This is a genomic window from Thermosipho ferrireducens (assembly GCF_017358165.1).
GTDB lineage: Bacteria > Thermotogota > Thermotogae > Thermotogales > Fervidobacteriaceae > Thermosipho_B > Thermosipho_B ferrireducens.
On the sequence record NZ_CP071446.1, the window covers coordinates 1,890,997 to 1,908,138 of the forward strand.

Sequence of the window (17,142 nt, forward strand, 5' to 3'; positions counted from 1 at the left end):
AGAGGTGGTTTCAATGGGAAAAGTATTTGTGGTTACCTCTGGAAAAGGTGGAGTAGGAAAAACCACCATTTCTGCGAATCTTGGATGTGTTTTAGCAAAACAGGGGGAGAAAGTTTGTTTAATTGATGCAGATGTTGGGTTAAAAAATTTAGATGTGGTTCTGGGATTGGAGAACAGAATTATTTACACAAGTCTTGATGTAATCAAAGGAAATGTTACCGCAAAAGAGGCTCTTGTTAGACACAAAATAATTAAAAGTCTCTATCTTCTTCCAGCTTCTCAAGTGGCAACAAAGGAAATGGTATCACCTGAAGATATGAAAGCTATTGTTAACGATCTCAAACCTCATTTTGATTACATTATTATCGACTCACCTGCAGGAATAGAAAGAGGATTTAGAAATGCAGCCGCTCCAGCAGAAACTGCACTTGTAGTAACCACTCCTGAACTTCCTGCTATTTCGGATGCTGATAGGGTCATAGGTTTACTTGAAAACTTCGGCTTCGATGAAAATCGCATTTTTCTGTTACTTAACAAATTCAAAATTCACATGGCAAAAAAAGGAGACATGCTTTCACAAGCGGATGTTGAAAAAGCTCTTGCAATAAAACTTCTTGGAGTGATACCAGATTCTGAAGAAGTAATAATCGCAACCAATAAGGGTATACCTGTTGTTTTAGAAGATGGGATGGGAATTTCCAGAAGTTTTGAAAACATAACCAGAAGACTTCGAGGAGAAGAAGTTCCAGTTTCTGAAGACATTCACTCTAATAGCAAGGGGTTCTTTGATTTACTCCGAGGGTTCTTCAAAAAGAGGTGATAGGGATGTGGCTGCTCGATATATTCAAAAAAAGAAAAAGAAAAAACTCAAAGGAAGAAGCTCTCGAAAGACTCGAAAACATTATTTCCCGCAGAAGAGAACCTATTAAAAAAATTCCTATAGACGAATTTGAAAGTAATTCTGAAGAAATCAAAAAAGCCGTTGTAAATATGGTTGCTGAAAAATTTAATGTACCACACGAGAGGGTGAAAGTAGATTGCCAGGAACAGGACGGTTACGTAATAATAGTCACAAATATAAATTTCAGGTAGCGCTTTTATTCATAATCTTTTCTGGAACGTTTTTAATTTCTGGTTGTGGAATATTATTAGACAATATTATCCCGGATTTTCAAAATGAAAAAAAAGTAGAAGTTGAAGCAATATATCAGGGATATTACTTCGGTGAAGCAAGCATAACGTACAATGATTTAATTTCTATAGAATTTGAAGGAACAATATCTGTCAATGATATCTCAAAACAAATTAATTCTTCTGGACCTATAGAATTTGATAGATATATCCCTACAAACTCTCTGGAAACATTCTATGTGACTGCAAAAAACAATTCTACAATCAACGTCGATTTAGTAGCAACCCTTACATACTATTCAACAACATCAGAAACCAATCCAACCAGAGAAAGTACTTCGATAGTATTTCACTATTTAGATTCAACTTCTCTTGACCTTTTGAATTTTAACAATTTAAAATTAATATTTGGATTCTCAAATCCAGATTATTCCCCAATATTTTTAGCACTAACTGAAAACGATTTTACTGAAAAAAAAGCAGAAAGCGATGGAGATTACATAAACGACATTTTATATACCATAGGAACTTATAAAGGTGTAAATATAACATTTTCTACAATAGGACTTAAAGAAGTGATTTCTGGTATGCCACATGCTCGATTTGTTTTACCACTGGACTGGAACGGAACAATATATTCTCAAACAGATAATTTTCCAGTGGAGCTGATAAAATGAGAAGCAAAAGAAAAAAAAGAACTTCAAAGACATATCAAAAAAGAAACAATCATAAAAAAAACAAATTCGGATTTTTTTTATATATACTACTTGTAACCATTCTAAGCTTGTTTTTGTTTGTCACATTAATAAGTTCATATATTAGATATAAAATAAATCTCAAAGAAGTAGAAAATCTTAAAGAAAAATACGAAACATTATCAAAAGAATACCAGAGAAAATTGGCGCTTTATCAACGATTCCAGAAAATAGCTGAGGAACAAAAAGAAAAAGAAGTTCGAAAGGAGCTCGATACACAAAGATGAAAGAAAAGTACGTTGTCACAACATCTTACAGACCAACAAAAGAATGTGTACGTATCGCTCATAAACTGGCCAATAAGTTTGATGCAAAATATATAAATAGAAGGCATGTAAATGAAAAATTAGAAAAAGGCTTGATAGATTTTTATTATGTTGTGGAAAAAGATTTGACTTTAGCCATAAAATGGAAAAACGGTGAGTTTTTCTTTCATCAAGGAATTTCTAAAATCAGAATGGAAAACATCAAAAATGGGCATAAAGATTATCTTATAGAATCTATTAACCCTTCTCCCGATGATGTAATTTATGATGCAACTTTTGGCCTTGGTTCTGAAGCAATTTTACTCTCAGCTTTTGTGCCAGATGGAAAAGTTATTGGCACGGAAGGTTCAATTCATATATATCGCGTCGTCAAGTGGGGACTCAAATATTATAAAACGAATGTGGAATGGATTAAAGATGCACTAAAAAGAATTGAATTGCATTATGGAAATTATAAAACTTTCATAAAAAATGTTCCCGACAAACACTTCGATATAGTGTATTGTGATCCTATGTTTGAAAATCCAATATATGAAAGCAGCTCACTAAATCCGCTAAGAACGTTCGCAGTATATGACCCATTAAATTTTGAAGATATTGAAGAAATGATACGAATAGCAAAAAAGCGCGTGGTAATAAAGACACTAACTCGCGATGCGTTATTTGACAAAATAAAATCTTTGTTTAATAGAACATACCTTTCAAAAAAGAGTGGAGTAATATACGGAGTAATAGAATTGTAAAACTCAGGAGGTGTCACCGTGGGCTTTTTCAACAAACTCAAAGATGGTTTGAAAAAAACTCGAGAAAACTTTTTTGGAAAATTTAAAAAAATATTGTCCGGTAAAACTCTAAATGACGAAATCCGTGAGGAAATAGAAGAACTGTTGATTCTTTCAGACGTTGGCTTTGAAGCTACCCAATATATTTTAGAAAAACTCGAAGAAATAAAAGGAGGAGACCCATTTGATAACTTAAAAAATATCATCGAAGATTTACTATCAGGCGACAACGCGCTAAACATACCCGAAACTCACCCCTTTGTTATAAATATGGTAGGAGTTAATGGTTCCGGAAAAACAACAACTGCCGGGAAGCTTGCAGCACTTTTCTCCTCACAGAATAAAAATGTGGTTTTAGCAGCCTGCGATACATTCAGAGCTGCTGCCATAGACCAGCTTAAAATCTGGGCGGAAAGAACAAAATCTTCGTTTATCGCCCATTCAGAAGGAGCTGATGCAGCAGCAGTAGCATATGATGCTGTTAAACACGCACAGGCTAAAAGTAAAGACATTGTTATATTAGACACAGCCGGACGACTTCACACAAAAAGTAACCTTATGGAAGAATTGAAAAAAATAAACCGGGTAATTAAAAAGGTAGTGCCAGACGCTCCTCATGAAGTCTTACTCGTTATCGACGCTGTTACAGGGCAAAACGGTTTACAGCAGGCTAAAGTTTTCAAAGATGCTGTTAATGTCACAGGAATAATTCTCACAAAATTAGATGGAACGGCAAAAGGTGGTATAGCTATAGCTATAGCAAAAGAACTTGGCATACCAATAAAGTTCATAGGCGTTGGAGAAAAAATTGAAGACTTAAGGCCATTCAACGCTCATGAATTTGTAGAAGCGCTCCTGGAAGGTGATACTGTTGAAAATACTATGGGATAAGGAATATAAATGTCCATACTGTGGGAAAAGTTTCTCTTCAAAAAAAGTTTTTATTGATGCAATAAAGCTTGAAAAATATGACGATGATTTAAAACCAATATATAAAAACGTAAATCCAATATACTATCAACCCATAGTATGTCCATTTTGCAATTATACTGAATATGAAACAGAATTTGAAAAGTCATTGAGCCCCATAATTACACAAAAATTAGAACCTACTTTAAAAAAAATCAAAAAACTAAATCTTACTGACGTTCGAAATCTTGACGACGCCATTAAAGCGTTTGCGATGTTAATAATAGTCCTTACTGTAAAAGATGAACCATGTAAACTTGGTGATGCTTATTTGAAAAGTGCATGGCTTTTAAGAGAAAAAGGAGATGAAAAAGAAGAAAAAATCGCCCTGGCTCATACTTTAAAACATTTTGAAAAGTGTTATAGATATTCAAACGTTGAAGGAAAAATGGAAGAAAAAATATTATTTTACCTGGGAGAAATAAATAGACAATTTGGCAGAAAAAAAGAATCAATTGAATGGTTCTCACAGCTTATGAAAAGGCATGGAAAAAGCTCATCATATTACGTTAAGGTGGCGAGGGATAGATGGCAAAGTATGCGTGGCTCTCACTGATAATATTCATACTTATCACAATTTTTTCGGGATGTAATTTTGTCTCTCAAGATGAGTTTTCATCCTTAGTATTTCGTGTAGAAAATCTTGAGCAACAAATAAAATATAATGCCAATAAAATCGAAAATATAGAATCAGAACTATCGAAAATTAGTTCCCGGATAAATGTACAAATAGACAGTATTGATGAGAGAGTAAAAAAGCTTGAAAAAAACTACAATTATCAGTACTTAGAAAATTTTATCAAAAAGGTAGCCAAAGAACTTGCAAATGTGCAAAGTCAGTTAAATCAAGTCACAGCGGAACTTTCCGCTTTTGATTTGAAAACTTTTATATATCGTATTAACTATGTAGAAGACCTTGCAAAAAATCTGGAATTAGATAAAGTAAATAATAAATTAAACGATATTTCAACAAGATTTGAAAATTCCATAGAAGAAGTTTTGAAAATGGAAAGAAAATTAAAAGAAATCGAGACAACTGTTTCTGCACTTCAGAGTACTGTAATAGAATTACAGCAGGTTAAAAGTGCTACCAACACTTCTTATGTTCAGGCTTCAACTTTGATAATGCAACAATTAAATAAAATTTCTCTTCTTGAAAAAGAAATTACACAGTTATCCAGAAAAGTAGAAAAAATCAGTTATCTTCCGGAAAAAGAAAGTTTAGAACGCAATTTAGCCCTAACACGTCAAATATCTGAAGAACTTTCTTTTTTAAAGACGCAGTTTTCAAAAACAGATATAGTAGATCTTCTAAAACTTAGAACAGGATATATAAATTACATCATAAGACCTGGAGACACTCTTTACCAGATAAGCACCGCATTTAAACTTGGTAAGGAAGGAATATCACGAATAATTTCCATAAATAATATTAAAGATCCAAAAAGAATCAGGCCAGGTCAGGTAATAAAAATCCCGGTTGACAATCCAAAGGACTTTATAAAAATCCCGATAAAAATATCTCCTGAAAATATTGTGGGATTTTTTGGAGAAACAAAAGATGGTGTTCAAAATCTTGGAATAGACATAGAAGCATATGGGAAAAACATCTACCCAATACTTCCTGGAAGAGTGACAGTTAAAGGAAACAATGTGTTGTACATTGATCATGGAAGCGGTATAACTGCTGTTTATCGAGGACTGGAAACAAATTATCAGGAAGGTGATTGGGTTGTAACAGACAAACCTCTTGGGCAGAGTTTAACCATTTTTCATTTTGAAATCTGGATTGACGGGGAACCCCGTGACCCATTTAAACTTTTTTTTGATTTTGCAGGAACATTTGACGTGACGTTTTACACCCCATGGGACGATGGGAAAATTCCAGAGCATCCGACTTTTAGATTAACAAGACTTGGCAGTGTTCCTAAAGAATGGTACACAGTAGCAGTCGACCCAACAGTTATTCCATTGGGAAGTCTTGTGTATATTCCTATGTTGAAAAAATTATTATTTGTAGCTGAAGATACAGGAAGTGCTATTAAAGGAAAAAGATTAGATATTTACATTGAAGATGTGAGAATTGCGCGAATTAACAGTACAAGACCTTTTGAAGTATACATATTAAAAAATAAGAATTGGAGGTAGATTAAAGTGGCAGTGACAATGAAAAGTGAATACGCTTTAAGACTTCTCTTAATACTTTCAATAGAAAATAGAAGACTCAGCACTTCAGAAATTGTAAGAAAATGTAGAACAAAGCTTCCCTATGAATTTGCACAAAAAATACTCTCAGAGCTTGTTAATGCGGGGATATTAACTTCTTCACGAGGAAAATTTGGTGGATACAAACTTGCAAAAGATCCAGAATCAATAACCATTCTCGATGTGGTAAATTCTGTAGATGATATGAAGAGTGCTATAACATGTTTTGTTGACCCATCAAAAATTGAATTTCCCGAACTCTGCTCAATAAACGAAATATGGCAGCTTGTTATGAATAAATTTGAAGAGTCGTTAAAATCTGTCACTCTTGAAGAGCTTAAAAAATCATACTTGAAGAAGTGTGAAGAACTTGAAAGGAGGAATTTAAAATCGCAAAAGTTGGAATAGGCCTAAGTGGTGGTGTGGATAGTGCAGTTGCGCTTCATTTACTATTAAAAGAAGGTCATAATGTAACAGCATATCACATAAAAACAGTTCCAGATACATTATATTTAACCAAACAAATAAAGCACAAAGTGTGCTGCAGTCCGTCAGATACATTTGATGCAAAAAAAATCGCAAAACATTTTAATGTAGAATTTAAGATCGTTCATTTAGAAAAAGACTTTTCTAATACAGTAATAAAATATTTCGTCAAAGAATATAAAAATGGACGAACCCCCAATCCGTGTTTCTTCTGCAATGACTGGATAAAATTTGGTGTTTTATTTGAAAAAATGCTAAACGACGGAATGGACTATGTAGCTTCCGGACACTACGCGAGAATTATAAACGGAAAATTATATAAAGCAGTTTCTCCCGATAAAGATCAATCGTATTTTCTTGCGTCCATAAAAAAAGAAAAACTTTCAAAAATTTTACTTCCAAATGGTATATATACGAAAGAAGAAATTAGAAAAATTGCAAAAAGTTTAAATATCCATGTACACGACAAAAAGGAATCTCAAGACCTGTGCTTTATACCAGACAACGATATATTTTCTTTTTTAGAAGAAAACAAAGTAACAATGAGGAAAGGGTTAATAATAGACTCCCATGGAAATGTGCTGGGCACCCATAAAGGCATTCAAAATTATACTATAGGTCAAAGGAAAATTGGTGTTGCAACGGGAAAAAAACTATACGTAAAATACAAAGATCCAGAAAAGAACCTGTTAATTGTCGCTTCAAAAGAAGAACTTTACAACACTAAATTTATAGTAGAGCACGTTAATTTTCTTCAGAATGTTTCAGAACATTTCGAAGGTTATGTTAAAGTAAGGAAAAAATTTAAAGAAGTTTATTGCAAAGTTAGCATAAAAAATGGTAAGCTATATGTTAATACAGAAGAACCTATTTTTGCAATAACCCCTGGACAAATCGCTGTCTTTTATGACAATGATAACGCAGTTATAGCTGCGGGAGTGATTAAAGAGGAGGGATGGAATGCTTAAAACACTTATAACAGAAAAAGAGCTGGCAAAACGAATCAAAGAATTAGGATCAGAGCTAACAGAATATTACAAACCAAAAACCGATACAATTCATGCAGTTTGTGTGTTGAAAGGGGCTATTCACTTTTTCACTGAACTTGTCAAAAACATAGATCTAAACGTAGAGTACTCTTTTATTCACGTTTCAAGTTATACCGGTACCGAATCGTCCGGTAAAATCAGGGTGAAAAGCTGGATTGATGAACCCATAGAAGGAAAACACGTACTCGTTGTAGAAGACATACTTGACACAGGGTTAACCCTTTCTTATATACTCGGATACCTTCAGAGGTACAAACCTGCCGATTTAAAAGTAGTTTCCCTTTTAAAAAAGAAAGGAAAGAATCCAGAAGTTGATGCTGACTTCATTGGATTTGAAATAGAAGATAAATTTGTAATTGGTTATGGATTGGACTATGATGAAAAATTCAGAAACATACCATTTGTAGGGTATCTTGAATGAAAATGAAAACATTCTTTTTAACTGTATCCATAGTAATATGCCTTGCAATGCTAATTTTTATTCCTCTTCCATGGTTAAAAATCCTATATTCTATGTTTTATTCTCCTATTCCCGGGAGAACTAATTTTCTGGTTTTAGGTCTTGATAGAAACATTCAAGGAACACGAAGAACTGATGTCATAATATTTGCAAGTATAGATACTTCTTCCCGGAAGGTAATTTTAAGCAACATTCCAAGAGACCTCATTTATAACGATCATAAAATAAACTCGATATTCCAGAATGAAGGTCTGGACAAATTAAGTCAAATAATAAAAGAACTTACCGGACAGAATATTGAAAAATATATTATTCTGGACTATAGTGTTATAAAATTAGTAGGCGACACCATAGGTCCAATAGAAGTTTATGTAAACGAACCTATGAAATATACTGACTATTCTCAAAATCTATTTATAAATTTCGAGCCAGGGTATCACAAACTCAATGGCTCCGAGCTTCTTGCTTTTATCAGGTACAGAAAAGATGCAAACGGCGATATAGCAAGAATTGAAAGGCAAAAATATGTCATAAACAAGTTAATAGAAACCGCTTTTAAAAAGGACATATTCACACTATCTCATTTATATAAAAGTGTGTTCAAACAAATAGAAACAAATCTCAAAACAGGAGAATTAGTTTATTTTGCCGCTCAATTTAGAAAAGGGCTTTCTATCCTGAGTATAAATTTTCCAATTAAGTACGACAAAAAAGGTAATATATATGCTGGAAACCTGAAAAATTTTAAAAAAGAAATATCAATTGAAAAACAGTTAATCAAAACAAAAAAGTACAACTTTTACGTCCTTAACAACACCTCAAACCAGAGTAGAACATACAATGTAAATCTCTACTATATGTGGAAAGCTGCTAATTTTCCTCCAGAAAATGTTTATAATTTAAAAAACTTAAAAATAGCAAGCGATACTGTATTTTTATTAAATAATAATTTAAACCCTGAAGAGATTAAAAATATCGCCCAGGTCGTTCATCCTAAAAGAAAATTTCTCGTTAAGCACGCAGAAGAGTCTTTAGAAAATTACTACAGAATAATAGATGCTCTCTCTTCCGAAAGAACATACTTAAGATTCCCCATCGATTTTATTGTGGTTCTTTCCCAATAAATTCTTTTTTCAACTTTTGCGTATAAATATGGGCTAATCTTGTCGGCTCAGGAAGTTTATATCCATTCAAAAAAAGTTTGGTAATATGCAAACTACTTTGAAGATCAATTAAATTACCTGGAGAAATAAAAATTGGTTTTGTTTTCTTTTTACTTCGAAAAGCTATTCCTATTGTTTTATCATTATATTTTATGTAAGAATAACTATAAACTTCCTCAGGAACATTTTCATAGTTTCCTACCAATTTTCTTTTTGCAACACCAATTGTTGGTTTTTCAATGAAAAGTCCCATATGACTGGCTATTCCCATAAACCTTGGATGAGCTATACCATGTCCATCAAAAAAAACAACATCAACTTCTGTTTGCAACTTTTCCCATGCCTTTAAAAACACCGGACCCTCTCGAAAGGCAAGCAATCCTGGAACGTAGGGAAATTCTATCTTCTGAACGTGGTAAACAACATCTTTAATATCAAAATTTCTGTCAAGTACCACAATAACCGCCAGTCCATATTCCCCAAAAAACGAAAGATCAACACCTGCTACCAACGAAACATTATGGACATTTGTATTAAAATTTAACAATTCCTTCAACCTGTTCTGAATATCTATTGCTTCTTTTGGAGATACATTCCAACTATGCAAATTTCTAAAAAACATATCTTATCTCTCCTTAAGAGCGCTTTTTTACATTACTTCGGTTTTTTCGCCCAATAGATAGCACGTTGTGTAAATTCATTTATAGGCTCTTCTGCATAACTTCCATATTTCTTTTCAATAACAAATCCCGCATCACCCATCCATTTTTCCATTTCTTGAACTGTTGGAACATATTTAACATACTTTTCCTCTTTAACAAAAGTCTCTCCAGACTTTAATCTAAGTTCAAACCGACGGATTCCAGATACTAATTGCTTTTCAACATCATATTCTTCATTAACGAGCATGTATCGGCCATAGTTCCCCGAACTATCTGTACCTTCAAAAATTATTCGTTCTCCGGGATAACCAAAGAATTGTTCAGGATGGATAAAATAATTGTTATCCAGATACATATGACCTCCTGGTTTAAGCGCAAAATACGCTTTTTGAATAAATTTCTGCTGAGCACTTTTAATATCTTCCGAAACAATATTGAGTAAAATATTTCCCCCTAAAATTACAACGTCATATTCTTTACCCCATTCCGCTGTGGTTGCATCTGCCTGAATTACTGTAATATTATTAATTCCATAGGCCTTTTCAAAGAGTTTTGATATCATTAAATTATCCATATCCAGCCCCGTCATTATATGCCCATCTCTGGCAAGCGGTATAAGAATACGTCCGCTGCCACAACAAACTTCAAAAATGCATTGTTTTTTGTTGTTTCCTATTAATTTTTTGATAAGTTCAACATCCTCTGTTTCATTAACTATTTGATCATAAAGTTCAACCTGCCATGAATGTAAATCCCTATCGTAAGATTTCATATTCACAAGATCTCCCCCTTATTATACAAAATTTTTTTGAATTTACAGATCATTCAAGCAATTTAGCCATACAATATTCATCAACATATACGCCATTTACAAAAAGTGAATGCTTTTTGAGGCCTTCAATTTTAAATCCCATTTTCCTATACAAAGCAATCGCAGCCTTATTGTGGGTCATAACAGTTAACTCCAGACGATGCAATTTCCTGGAACGTGCCCATTCTTCCAGTTTCTGAAACAATCTGGTGCCAATACCCTGCCCTGTAAAATTTTGCAATATTCCTATCACAATGTAGACAGTATGTTTATTTCTTCTAAATCCTCCTCCATAGCCCCCTATAAATCCAACTAACCGCTCACCACTCTCCACAACAAATACTATTTGATTGTCTCTTGATAATACATTTCTTATTATATTTCGCTGTTCCTCCACTGTAGTCGTTCTTTCACCAGCTTCAAGCAACATAAACTGAGTTTCTTCATCAAGTTTTTTTCGAAGTTCCAAAAACCTTAGTGCATCACTTTCTTTAATTTCTCTTATGATCACAACATCCCCCCTTTATTTCATAATTTCTTAAACCTTTCAAACATGAAATAAAAAAACTCAATATTTACCTTACTTTTCAATGTCTCATTAAGATGCATCTCAATTATCTCTCTTAAAATTTCTGCCAGCATAATCGCACCTTCTGGTAAATAAGAAGGACCAGAAAAATCCATAGCTTTGATTAGTTTTTCCCGCAAATTTTTATCTAACTTTTCGTGTAATCTCTTGAAACCAAGTTTAGAATTGTCTCTATCATAAAAATACCGTAATATCGCAGCTAAATCTGCACTTAAATGATTTGTCAATCTTGAAGCCCATATTAAATCCTTTCTAAGATACGCTGTTTCAAATTCAAGCATAGTAAACGCAAAACTATTAAAATATCGCAAAAACTCTTTCTCACTTATAGCTAATTTCTCTGCTTTATAATTGTCAAGTAAATTTTCAGGATCATAAATTATTTTTATTTCATCTGTCATTGATAAAGTATCATGAGTAACAGTATATAAATCAAAATGCAGTCCATTATCAAAAACTGCAACTATTTGTGGCCCAACAAAATTTACTTCACTCCAATAAATTAACGGCCTATATTGCTTTAAATAATGTAATCGTTTTTTTAAAAACTCTTCCAGACTATCACTTTTCACCAAACAATAAAAATCCACATCAGAATAACTATCCATTTCATTGCGTGCCAATGAACCTTTAAGAAACATCGAACGAACATTCTTATCTTTTTTAATAGCTTCAGAAATTACTTTAATCGCTTTTAATTGTTCCATTTCTCATTCCTCCAGCAACTTCCATTTTCAATGTAAGTTAAATTCTCAATAACTTTTCTTCAACTGGTTTAATACAAACTTGCCGTAATCAGTGTATCCTTTAAACTTTTTCGTAAACATTTGTGGCTCCCATTTATCGTCATACCAGCAAGCAATCCATCCTATGTTGTTTTTTACTAAATATTCCATCAGAACTTTTCCGTAACTATTTTCATCTCCTATAAGATATTTTTGATTTGTTGTATTTCTATTTTCGTCCATAAATCCCCATTCTGTTATTACAACGGGATATATTTTTGAGATTTTTCCAAAATAATAGTCCCATAACACCCTGTTATGTGCTGGATATATATGCGAAGCATACGCAACATTTTTATCCAATATCGGTAATCTTTTCACCCATGAAATATCTTTCGAATAATCAATACCACCTACTATTATCAACTGGTAAGCCTTTTGCTCTCGTATTAGTTTCACAATTTCTGTTGCGCTCTCATGCCAGGCTTTTGCCGTAATGTTTGATGGTTCATTAAATATTTCAAAGATAACATTGGGAACATCTTTAAAATAATTAGCCGTTTGTCTCCAGAATTTAATCGTTAATTCCTTCGGAGAAGTATCAACATCTGACATATTTTCTCCTACACCAGTATTTATATTACCTATATAATGCCAGTCTATTATCACATACATCCCCAATTCACCAGCCCAGGAAACTATGGGATCCAGATAACGCCAAATGTAGTATTCATCTTTAACCCAACTTTCTGGATGAACAGGAATTCTAACAACATTTGCTCCTGTCTCGCTGATTTTAACAAAAAAATCTCTTTTAAACATATTCCTGCTATGTAACCTTGCTGGATCAGGGGGCATTAAGCCCCTGAAAATTACAATTTTTCCATTAGCATCAAGGATTTGTGAGCCTTTTACACTTAAAAAAGATGGAAAAGTCTCTATTCTCTCATTATAAAATACACCTTTTCGTTTTACTGGAAAAAGTAATTTCCCATTTTCAGAAAATATTACAAACAAAACTAACATTACTAACAACGTAATTAATATACCCAAAAAAACTAATATCGCTCTAAACAATCTCTTTGCCATTATCCCTCCACTTTATCCCACAAAATTTAATTTATATAAATTTTTAGAGCTATAACCCTAATTTTTTTAATAATAACAAAAAAATATATCTAAATTAGAACATTTTTTGCTATTCTTGTCAACTATTTTTTTAAACCAATCAAAGACTTTACAGGTGGAATTTTTATTCTAAAAACTATTAACAACATAATTTATAGATATAAATAATTTTGCAAAATTATACTATTCTGCTATAATTTGCGTGTTTCACAGTAATAATAAATTCAGGAGGCTTTAATTATGGTGTCAATTAAAAAACTTGAAAAATTTGTTGAATCTTTTTATCAAAACAAAGATATGATGCACAATCTATCACATATAAAAAGAACACTCAAAGCAGTTAAAAAGATAACAAACTATTATAACAACATAGACAGGGACTTAATAGTTTACAGTGCTTATTTTCACGGCATTATTTATGAAAAAGAAAATCTGATACGTAAATTCTTAGAAACTGAAGGATTGTCAGGTGAAAAAATCAACAAAATAATTCAGGTTTCATGGGAATCACAAAAAGAAAAAATCCCTGAAACTCTGGAAGGAAAAATTCTTCACGACGCTCATTTAATTGAAGGTGGTACTACTTTTTTAATTGTAAAATCTTTAATTACTGGAACTTTGCGAGGTCAAACTCTGGAAGAAACCATAGAATATATCGAGAAAAATATTTTAGGCAAATTTTCCTGCTATCTTCCAGAAACAAAAGGTATTTACAATAAGAAAGAAAAGTTTGCAAAAAAATTCCTGGAAGACTTAAAAGAAAATTTGTAATATATAACTATTTTTTGAATGTCAACTTCATTAATTTTAATTTGACAGAAAAAATTTTTTATGATAGAATTCCACATATTAGTATATTAATTTTTATATTAATTTGTGTGTTCCGTTGTTTAATTCTTATTTAAAGTATAGTTGTAAGTCTAAATGGAACAGCTTCCACCAAAACTATAGAAAATCTTATATGAGTAATATAAAGCGCATTTATTAAATACAAAAACAACCTTATTTTTCATTAATAAAAAGGGGGAATTAGCATGGAAAAAGTCGTCGGTGTATGCGGATGTATCTGCAGTGATTGCAGGCTTTTTGGAAAGGAATGCGGTGGATGTTTCGCCATAGAAGGCAAACCTTGCTGGCTTCACGAAGTGAACCTTGAAATTTGTGATTTTTATGAATGTAGTGTAATTAACAAAGGATTAAAGCATTGTGGTGAATGCGAAGAGATTCCATGTGACAAATTCTGGAAAAACAAGAATCCTAAATGGACAGAAGAACAGCATAAAAAAATTGTAGAAGAAAGAGTTATCTTACTCAAAAAACTGGCTCAAAATTGATTTTTAGTTAGCTCAAACAATATTCATTAATATAATTTGTGAAAAAATTCAAAAACTTTTAGGGGAATCTTTTATGGTTATTGATTTACATAATCATTGTGAGTTGTCAAAAAATACTGACTTAAAACTAACAGACTATGTTAAAAGAGCAAAAGTATTGAATATTTCTTTGGCAATTACTGAACACAATCGCCTATACAATGTCCAGGGAAAAGTTAATGGAGTCCATGTATTTTCTGGAATAGAAATTCTCAATGATTATGGTGATTTTATAGTATTTGGTGCTCCAGAGAGCTGTGTTGAACTCAGGAATAACATTTTTGAATTTATCGACTATGTCCATAAATCTGGTGGAGTTGTTATAGCAGCTCATCCATTTTCCGGTTATGGAGTTTGCAGAATTAATAAAAATGGATTAGCAAACGAAATCATAAAATTAGTCGATGCGATAGAAGTATACAACGGAAAAGCAGAACGTAGGTTCTGGCAACAGGCCGAAAAACTGGCAAGAATCTATAAAAAACCAGGCACAGGTGGTAGTGATGCACATAATGTTTCTGATCTATTTAAAGTAGGAACCCAATTTTTTGAAAAAATTGAAAACATTTACGATTTAGTTAAAGCCATAAAAGACGGAAAATGTAAACCGGTGTTAATAGATAAACACAAATAATTAAATAACCTATTAGCACTATTTACTATGTTTATTTTCAATAATCATTGAATTTGAAATTCATGTTTTGAAGGAGGCTTCTTCGTGAGCTTTATTAGCTATGGAAATTACGAAATATATTATGAAACAATCGGCAAAGGAGAACCTTTATTCATGATTCATGGAAATACCGCTTCATCTAAAATGTTGAAAGAAGAAGCAATATACTATTCAAATTTTTATAAAATAATATTGGTTGATATGATAGGCCATGGCAAATCCAGAAAAATGGAGGTTTTTCCTGAAGATTATTGGGTAGAAAATACCAAAGTATTAGTTGAACTGTGTGACAAGTTAAAAATAAATAAAGTAAATATTTTAGGCACCAGCGGTGGTGCAATTGTAGCACTTAACTTTGCAATTAATAAACCTGAGATTGTTAACAAAGTTATTGCAGATAGTTTCATAGGTGAAAAACTGACAGTACCCGAAGCTCAAAGAATAAAAGAAGAAAGAGAAATCGCAAAAAAGAATGGAGCAGTTAAATTCTGGAAATACATGCATGGAAAAGACTGGGAAAAAGTTGTAGATGCAGATAGTAAGATGTTAATTAATTACGCCAGAAAATACAGGAATAATTTTAAAAATAGCTTAAATAAAATTTCCTGCCCTGTCCTTATTACGGGAAGTTTGAAAGATAATTTAATAAACGATATCGGCAAAAGACTAACTAATGTTGCAAAGCAAATAAATTCATCATTAACAATATTTACATCTGAAGGAGAACATCCGTTAATGCTGAGTAGAAAAGAACTTTACAGGAATATAGCTATAAAATTCTTAAAAAATAATTTATAACTATAAAAAAATAATATTCACAGCAGAGAGGGTGAGTATATGAAAAAAGGGGATAAATTATACGTTAGAGTAGATTACAAAGTTGAAGGTAATAATCTCAGTCAAAATGATCTTGAAGATCATTATAAATATTTAAAAGAGATCGCAGCCAAAAGATATTTAGTTGGAGGTGGTTTTTTAGATAGAAACGGAGGAATGGTACTTTTTGAAGCCAGAAATTTAAAAGAAGCTATAGAGATTGCAGATAACGACCCTTTGATAGAAAGAAAATTCTATACCTACGAACTATTTGAGTGGAAATTAACAATTCTTTCAGAAGAAATACAAAAAGATAAATCCAGGTAAATCAAGCACAATCAGACAACAAAGTTTACTCTGGAAATAGGAGGAATAAAAGTTGAAATCAATTTTGAATAACTGTTTTTTACTAATTATACCAATACTAATATGGAACCTGCTTTTTGCTCATAAATTAATTGAAGCTGGTTATCCAATTTCCACAATAAAAGTTAAAAGGTTAGAATGGCTGGAAAATACTTTGAGATTTGCGGTTTTTATAATTCCATTATTTATGAAATTTAACGTTTCTGATATACATTTTTTGAGATATCTTACTTTATATATCGCTGGAATTTTGATATATTTTGCAGCGTGGTTAATGATTATATATTTTCCAGAAAGTAAATGGAGCACATACAAGATAGGCCTTTTAGCTCCAGGATATACACCTACTATCTGGTTAATTGCTATTGGACTGCTGGGAAATTTAAAAATTTACATTTATTTATCCATAGCTTTTGTTATTATTCACACCCTTAGTTCATACTTTAAACTTAAAATAGCAAATGTTAAAGATTAGCGAGGTTGCGAGGATTGGCTAGGTTGGTAAGGCCTGTCCTGAGCATGGAGTGTGAAAGATCTTGCGAGGTTGGCGAGAGTTGGAAAAAAAGATCCTTCGTCGCTATGCTCCTCAGGGTGACAGGAAAGGAGTTTTCGGAATGATCTCCTTTTTTGTCATTCCAAACCCAAAAGGTGATGAATCTTATAATTAGAGAGAGCTGGCGAGATTAGATATCACTATCCGAGCCTGTTTCAAAAAGCAATAGTATAAAAAAAT

23 protein-coding genes are annotated in these 17,142 nt (G+C 32.4%); 18 read left to right on the forward strand and 5 right to left on the reverse strand.

Annotation, left to right across the window (positions count from 1 at the left end; translation table 11 throughout):
* Positions 1 to 13: 13 nt before the first annotated feature.
* From minD to JYK00_RS09310, 12 genes are read left to right on the forward strand one after another with little or no spacing between them, the layout of a single operon-like run.
* Positions 14 to 820, forward strand: a complete 807-nt coding sequence (gene minD, locus JYK00_RS09255; protein ID WP_207566611.1) for a septum site-determining protein MinD — start codon at positions 14 to 16, stop codon at positions 818 to 820.
* A 5-nt stretch (positions 821 to 825) separates the two neighbouring features.
* Positions 826 to 1,092, forward strand: coding sequence for a trigger factor (locus tag JYK00_RS09260; RefSeq protein WP_207566612.1), 267 nt, complete (start codon positions 826 to 828; stop codon positions 1,090 to 1,092).
* Positions 1,038 to 1,808, forward strand: a complete 771-nt coding sequence (locus tag JYK00_RS09265; RefSeq protein WP_207566613.1) for a hypothetical protein — start codon at positions 1,038 to 1,040, stop codon at positions 1,806 to 1,808. The genes JYK00_RS09260 and JYK00_RS09265 overlap by 55 nt, the downstream gene beginning before the upstream one ends.
* Positions 1,805 to 2,113: a hypothetical protein gene (locus tag JYK00_RS09270; RefSeq protein ID WP_207566614.1), complete on the forward strand. Its 309-nt coding sequence runs from the start codon at positions 1,805 to 1,807 to the stop codon at positions 2,111 to 2,113. Before JYK00_RS09265 ends, JYK00_RS09270 begins: the two co-directional genes overlap by 4 nt.
* Entirely contained in the window at positions 2,110 to 2,895 is a 786-nt protein-coding gene (locus tag JYK00_RS09275) for a class I SAM-dependent methyltransferase (RefSeq protein WP_207566615.1), read from the forward strand. Before JYK00_RS09270 ends, JYK00_RS09275 begins: the two co-directional genes overlap by 4 nt.
* An 18-nt stretch (positions 2,896 to 2,913) precedes the next feature.
* Positions 2,914 to 3,825, forward strand: a complete 912-nt coding sequence (gene ftsY, locus JYK00_RS09280) for a signal recognition particle-docking protein FtsY (RefSeq protein ID WP_207566616.1) — start codon at positions 2,914 to 2,916, stop codon at positions 3,823 to 3,825.
* Positions 3,806 to 4,459 (forward strand): DUF2225 domain-containing protein, encoded by a 654-nt coding sequence (locus JYK00_RS09285; protein ID WP_207566617.1) that lies wholly within the window; start codon positions 3,806 to 3,808, stop codon positions 4,457 to 4,459. The genes ftsY and JYK00_RS09285 overlap by 20 nt, the downstream gene beginning before the upstream one ends.
* A complete protein-coding gene (locus JYK00_RS09290; RefSeq protein WP_207566618.1) occupies positions 4,432 to 6,051 on the forward strand; it encodes a 3D domain-containing protein in 1,620 nt (539 codons plus the stop codon). Before JYK00_RS09285 ends, JYK00_RS09290 begins: the two co-directional genes overlap by 28 nt.
* Positions 6,052 to 6,057: 6 nt before the next feature.
* Positions 6,058 to 6,516 (forward strand): RrF2 family transcriptional regulator, encoded by a 459-nt coding sequence (locus JYK00_RS09295; protein ID WP_207566619.1) that lies wholly within the window; start codon positions 6,058 to 6,060, stop codon positions 6,514 to 6,516.
* Positions 6,517 to 6,530: 14 nt separating this feature from the next.
* The gene (gene mnmA / locus JYK00_RS09300; protein WP_266097020.1) at positions 6,531 to 7,562 is read left to right on the forward strand and encodes a tRNA 2-thiouridine(34) synthase MnmA; all 1,032 of its coding nucleotides are present in this window, start codon (positions 6,531 to 6,533) and stop codon (positions 7,560 to 7,562) included.
* Positions 7,555 to 8,064, forward strand: a complete 510-nt coding sequence (hpt, locus tag JYK00_RS09305) for a hypoxanthine phosphoribosyltransferase (protein WP_207566620.1) — start codon at positions 7,555 to 7,557, stop codon at positions 8,062 to 8,064. Before mnmA ends, hpt begins: the two co-directional genes overlap by 8 nt.
* Positions 8,061 to 9,227 carry an LCP family protein gene (locus JYK00_RS09310; protein ID WP_207566621.1) on the forward strand — a complete coding sequence of 389 codons (1,167 nt, stop codon included), beginning with the start codon at positions 8,061 to 8,063 and terminating at the stop codon, positions 9,225 to 9,227. The genes hpt and JYK00_RS09310 overlap by 4 nt, the downstream gene beginning before the upstream one ends.
* On the opposite strand, the gene nfi is transcribed toward JYK00_RS09310, so the two are convergent.
* From nfi to JYK00_RS09335, 5 genes are read right to left on the reverse strand one after another with little or no spacing between them, the layout of a single operon-like run.
* Complete coding sequence (gene nfi, locus JYK00_RS09315; protein WP_207566622.1) at positions 9,205 to 9,888, reverse strand: endonuclease V; 684 nt, start codon at positions 9,886 to 9,888, stop codon at positions 9,205 to 9,207. The two genes, JYK00_RS09310 and nfi, sit on opposite strands and share 23 nt — an antisense overlap.
* Positions 9,889 to 9,920: 32 nt before the next feature.
* The gene (locus JYK00_RS09320; RefSeq protein ID WP_228288232.1) at positions 9,921 to 10,700 is read right to left on the reverse strand and encodes a class I SAM-dependent methyltransferase; all 780 of its coding nucleotides are present in this window, start codon (positions 10,698 to 10,700) and stop codon (positions 9,921 to 9,923) included.
* A 49-nt stretch (positions 10,701 to 10,749) separates the two neighbouring features.
* Positions 10,750 to 11,250: a GNAT family N-acetyltransferase gene (locus JYK00_RS09325; protein ID WP_207566624.1), complete on the reverse strand. Its 501-nt coding sequence runs from the start codon at positions 11,248 to 11,250 to the stop codon at positions 10,750 to 10,752.
* A gap of 17 nt (positions 11,251 to 11,267) precedes the next feature.
* The gene (locus JYK00_RS09330) at positions 11,268 to 12,035 is read right to left on the reverse strand and encodes an aminoglycoside 6-adenylyltransferase (protein ID WP_207566625.1); all 768 of its coding nucleotides are present in this window, start codon (positions 12,033 to 12,035) and stop codon (positions 11,268 to 11,270) included.
* 45 nt (positions 12,036 to 12,080) lie between these two features.
* Positions 12,081 to 13,142 carry a glycoside hydrolase family 5 protein gene (locus tag JYK00_RS09335; protein WP_207566626.1) on the reverse strand — a complete coding sequence of 354 codons (1,062 nt, stop codon included), beginning with the start codon at positions 13,140 to 13,142 and terminating at the stop codon, positions 12,081 to 12,083.
* Between the two features lie 279 nt (positions 13,143 to 13,421).
* On the opposite strand from JYK00_RS09335, the gene JYK00_RS09340 reads away from it, so the two are divergent.
* From JYK00_RS09340 to JYK00_RS09365, 6 genes are all read left to right on the forward strand, one after another.
* Positions 13,422 to 13,952 (forward strand): HD domain-containing protein, encoded by a 531-nt coding sequence (locus JYK00_RS09340; RefSeq protein WP_207566627.1) that lies wholly within the window; start codon positions 13,422 to 13,424, stop codon positions 13,950 to 13,952.
* A 263-nt stretch (positions 13,953 to 14,215) separates the two neighbouring features.
* Entirely contained in the window at positions 14,216 to 14,515 is a 300-nt protein-coding gene (locus tag JYK00_RS09345; protein ID WP_207566628.1) for a DUF3795 domain-containing protein, read from the forward strand.
* 73 nt (positions 14,516 to 14,588) lie between these two features.
* On the forward strand, positions 14,589 to 15,188 hold the full coding sequence (locus JYK00_RS09350) for a PHP-associated domain-containing protein (RefSeq protein ID WP_207566629.1): 600 nt from the start codon (positions 14,589 to 14,591) through the stop codon (positions 15,186 to 15,188).
* Between the two features lie 84 nt (positions 15,189 to 15,272).
* Entirely contained in the window at positions 15,273 to 16,025 is a 753-nt protein-coding gene (locus tag JYK00_RS09355; protein ID WP_207566630.1) for an alpha/beta fold hydrolase, read from the forward strand.
* Between the two features lie 39 nt (positions 16,026 to 16,064).
* Positions 16,065 to 16,370, forward strand: a complete 306-nt coding sequence (locus JYK00_RS09360) for a YciI family protein (RefSeq protein ID WP_207566631.1) — start codon at positions 16,065 to 16,067, stop codon at positions 16,368 to 16,370.
* 52 nt (positions 16,371 to 16,422) lie between these two features.
* Positions 16,423 to 16,884, forward strand: coding sequence for a hypothetical protein (locus JYK00_RS09365; protein ID WP_207566632.1), 462 nt, complete (start codon positions 16,423 to 16,425; stop codon positions 16,882 to 16,884).
* The last annotated feature ends 258 nt before the right edge of the window (positions 16,885 to 17,142 follow it).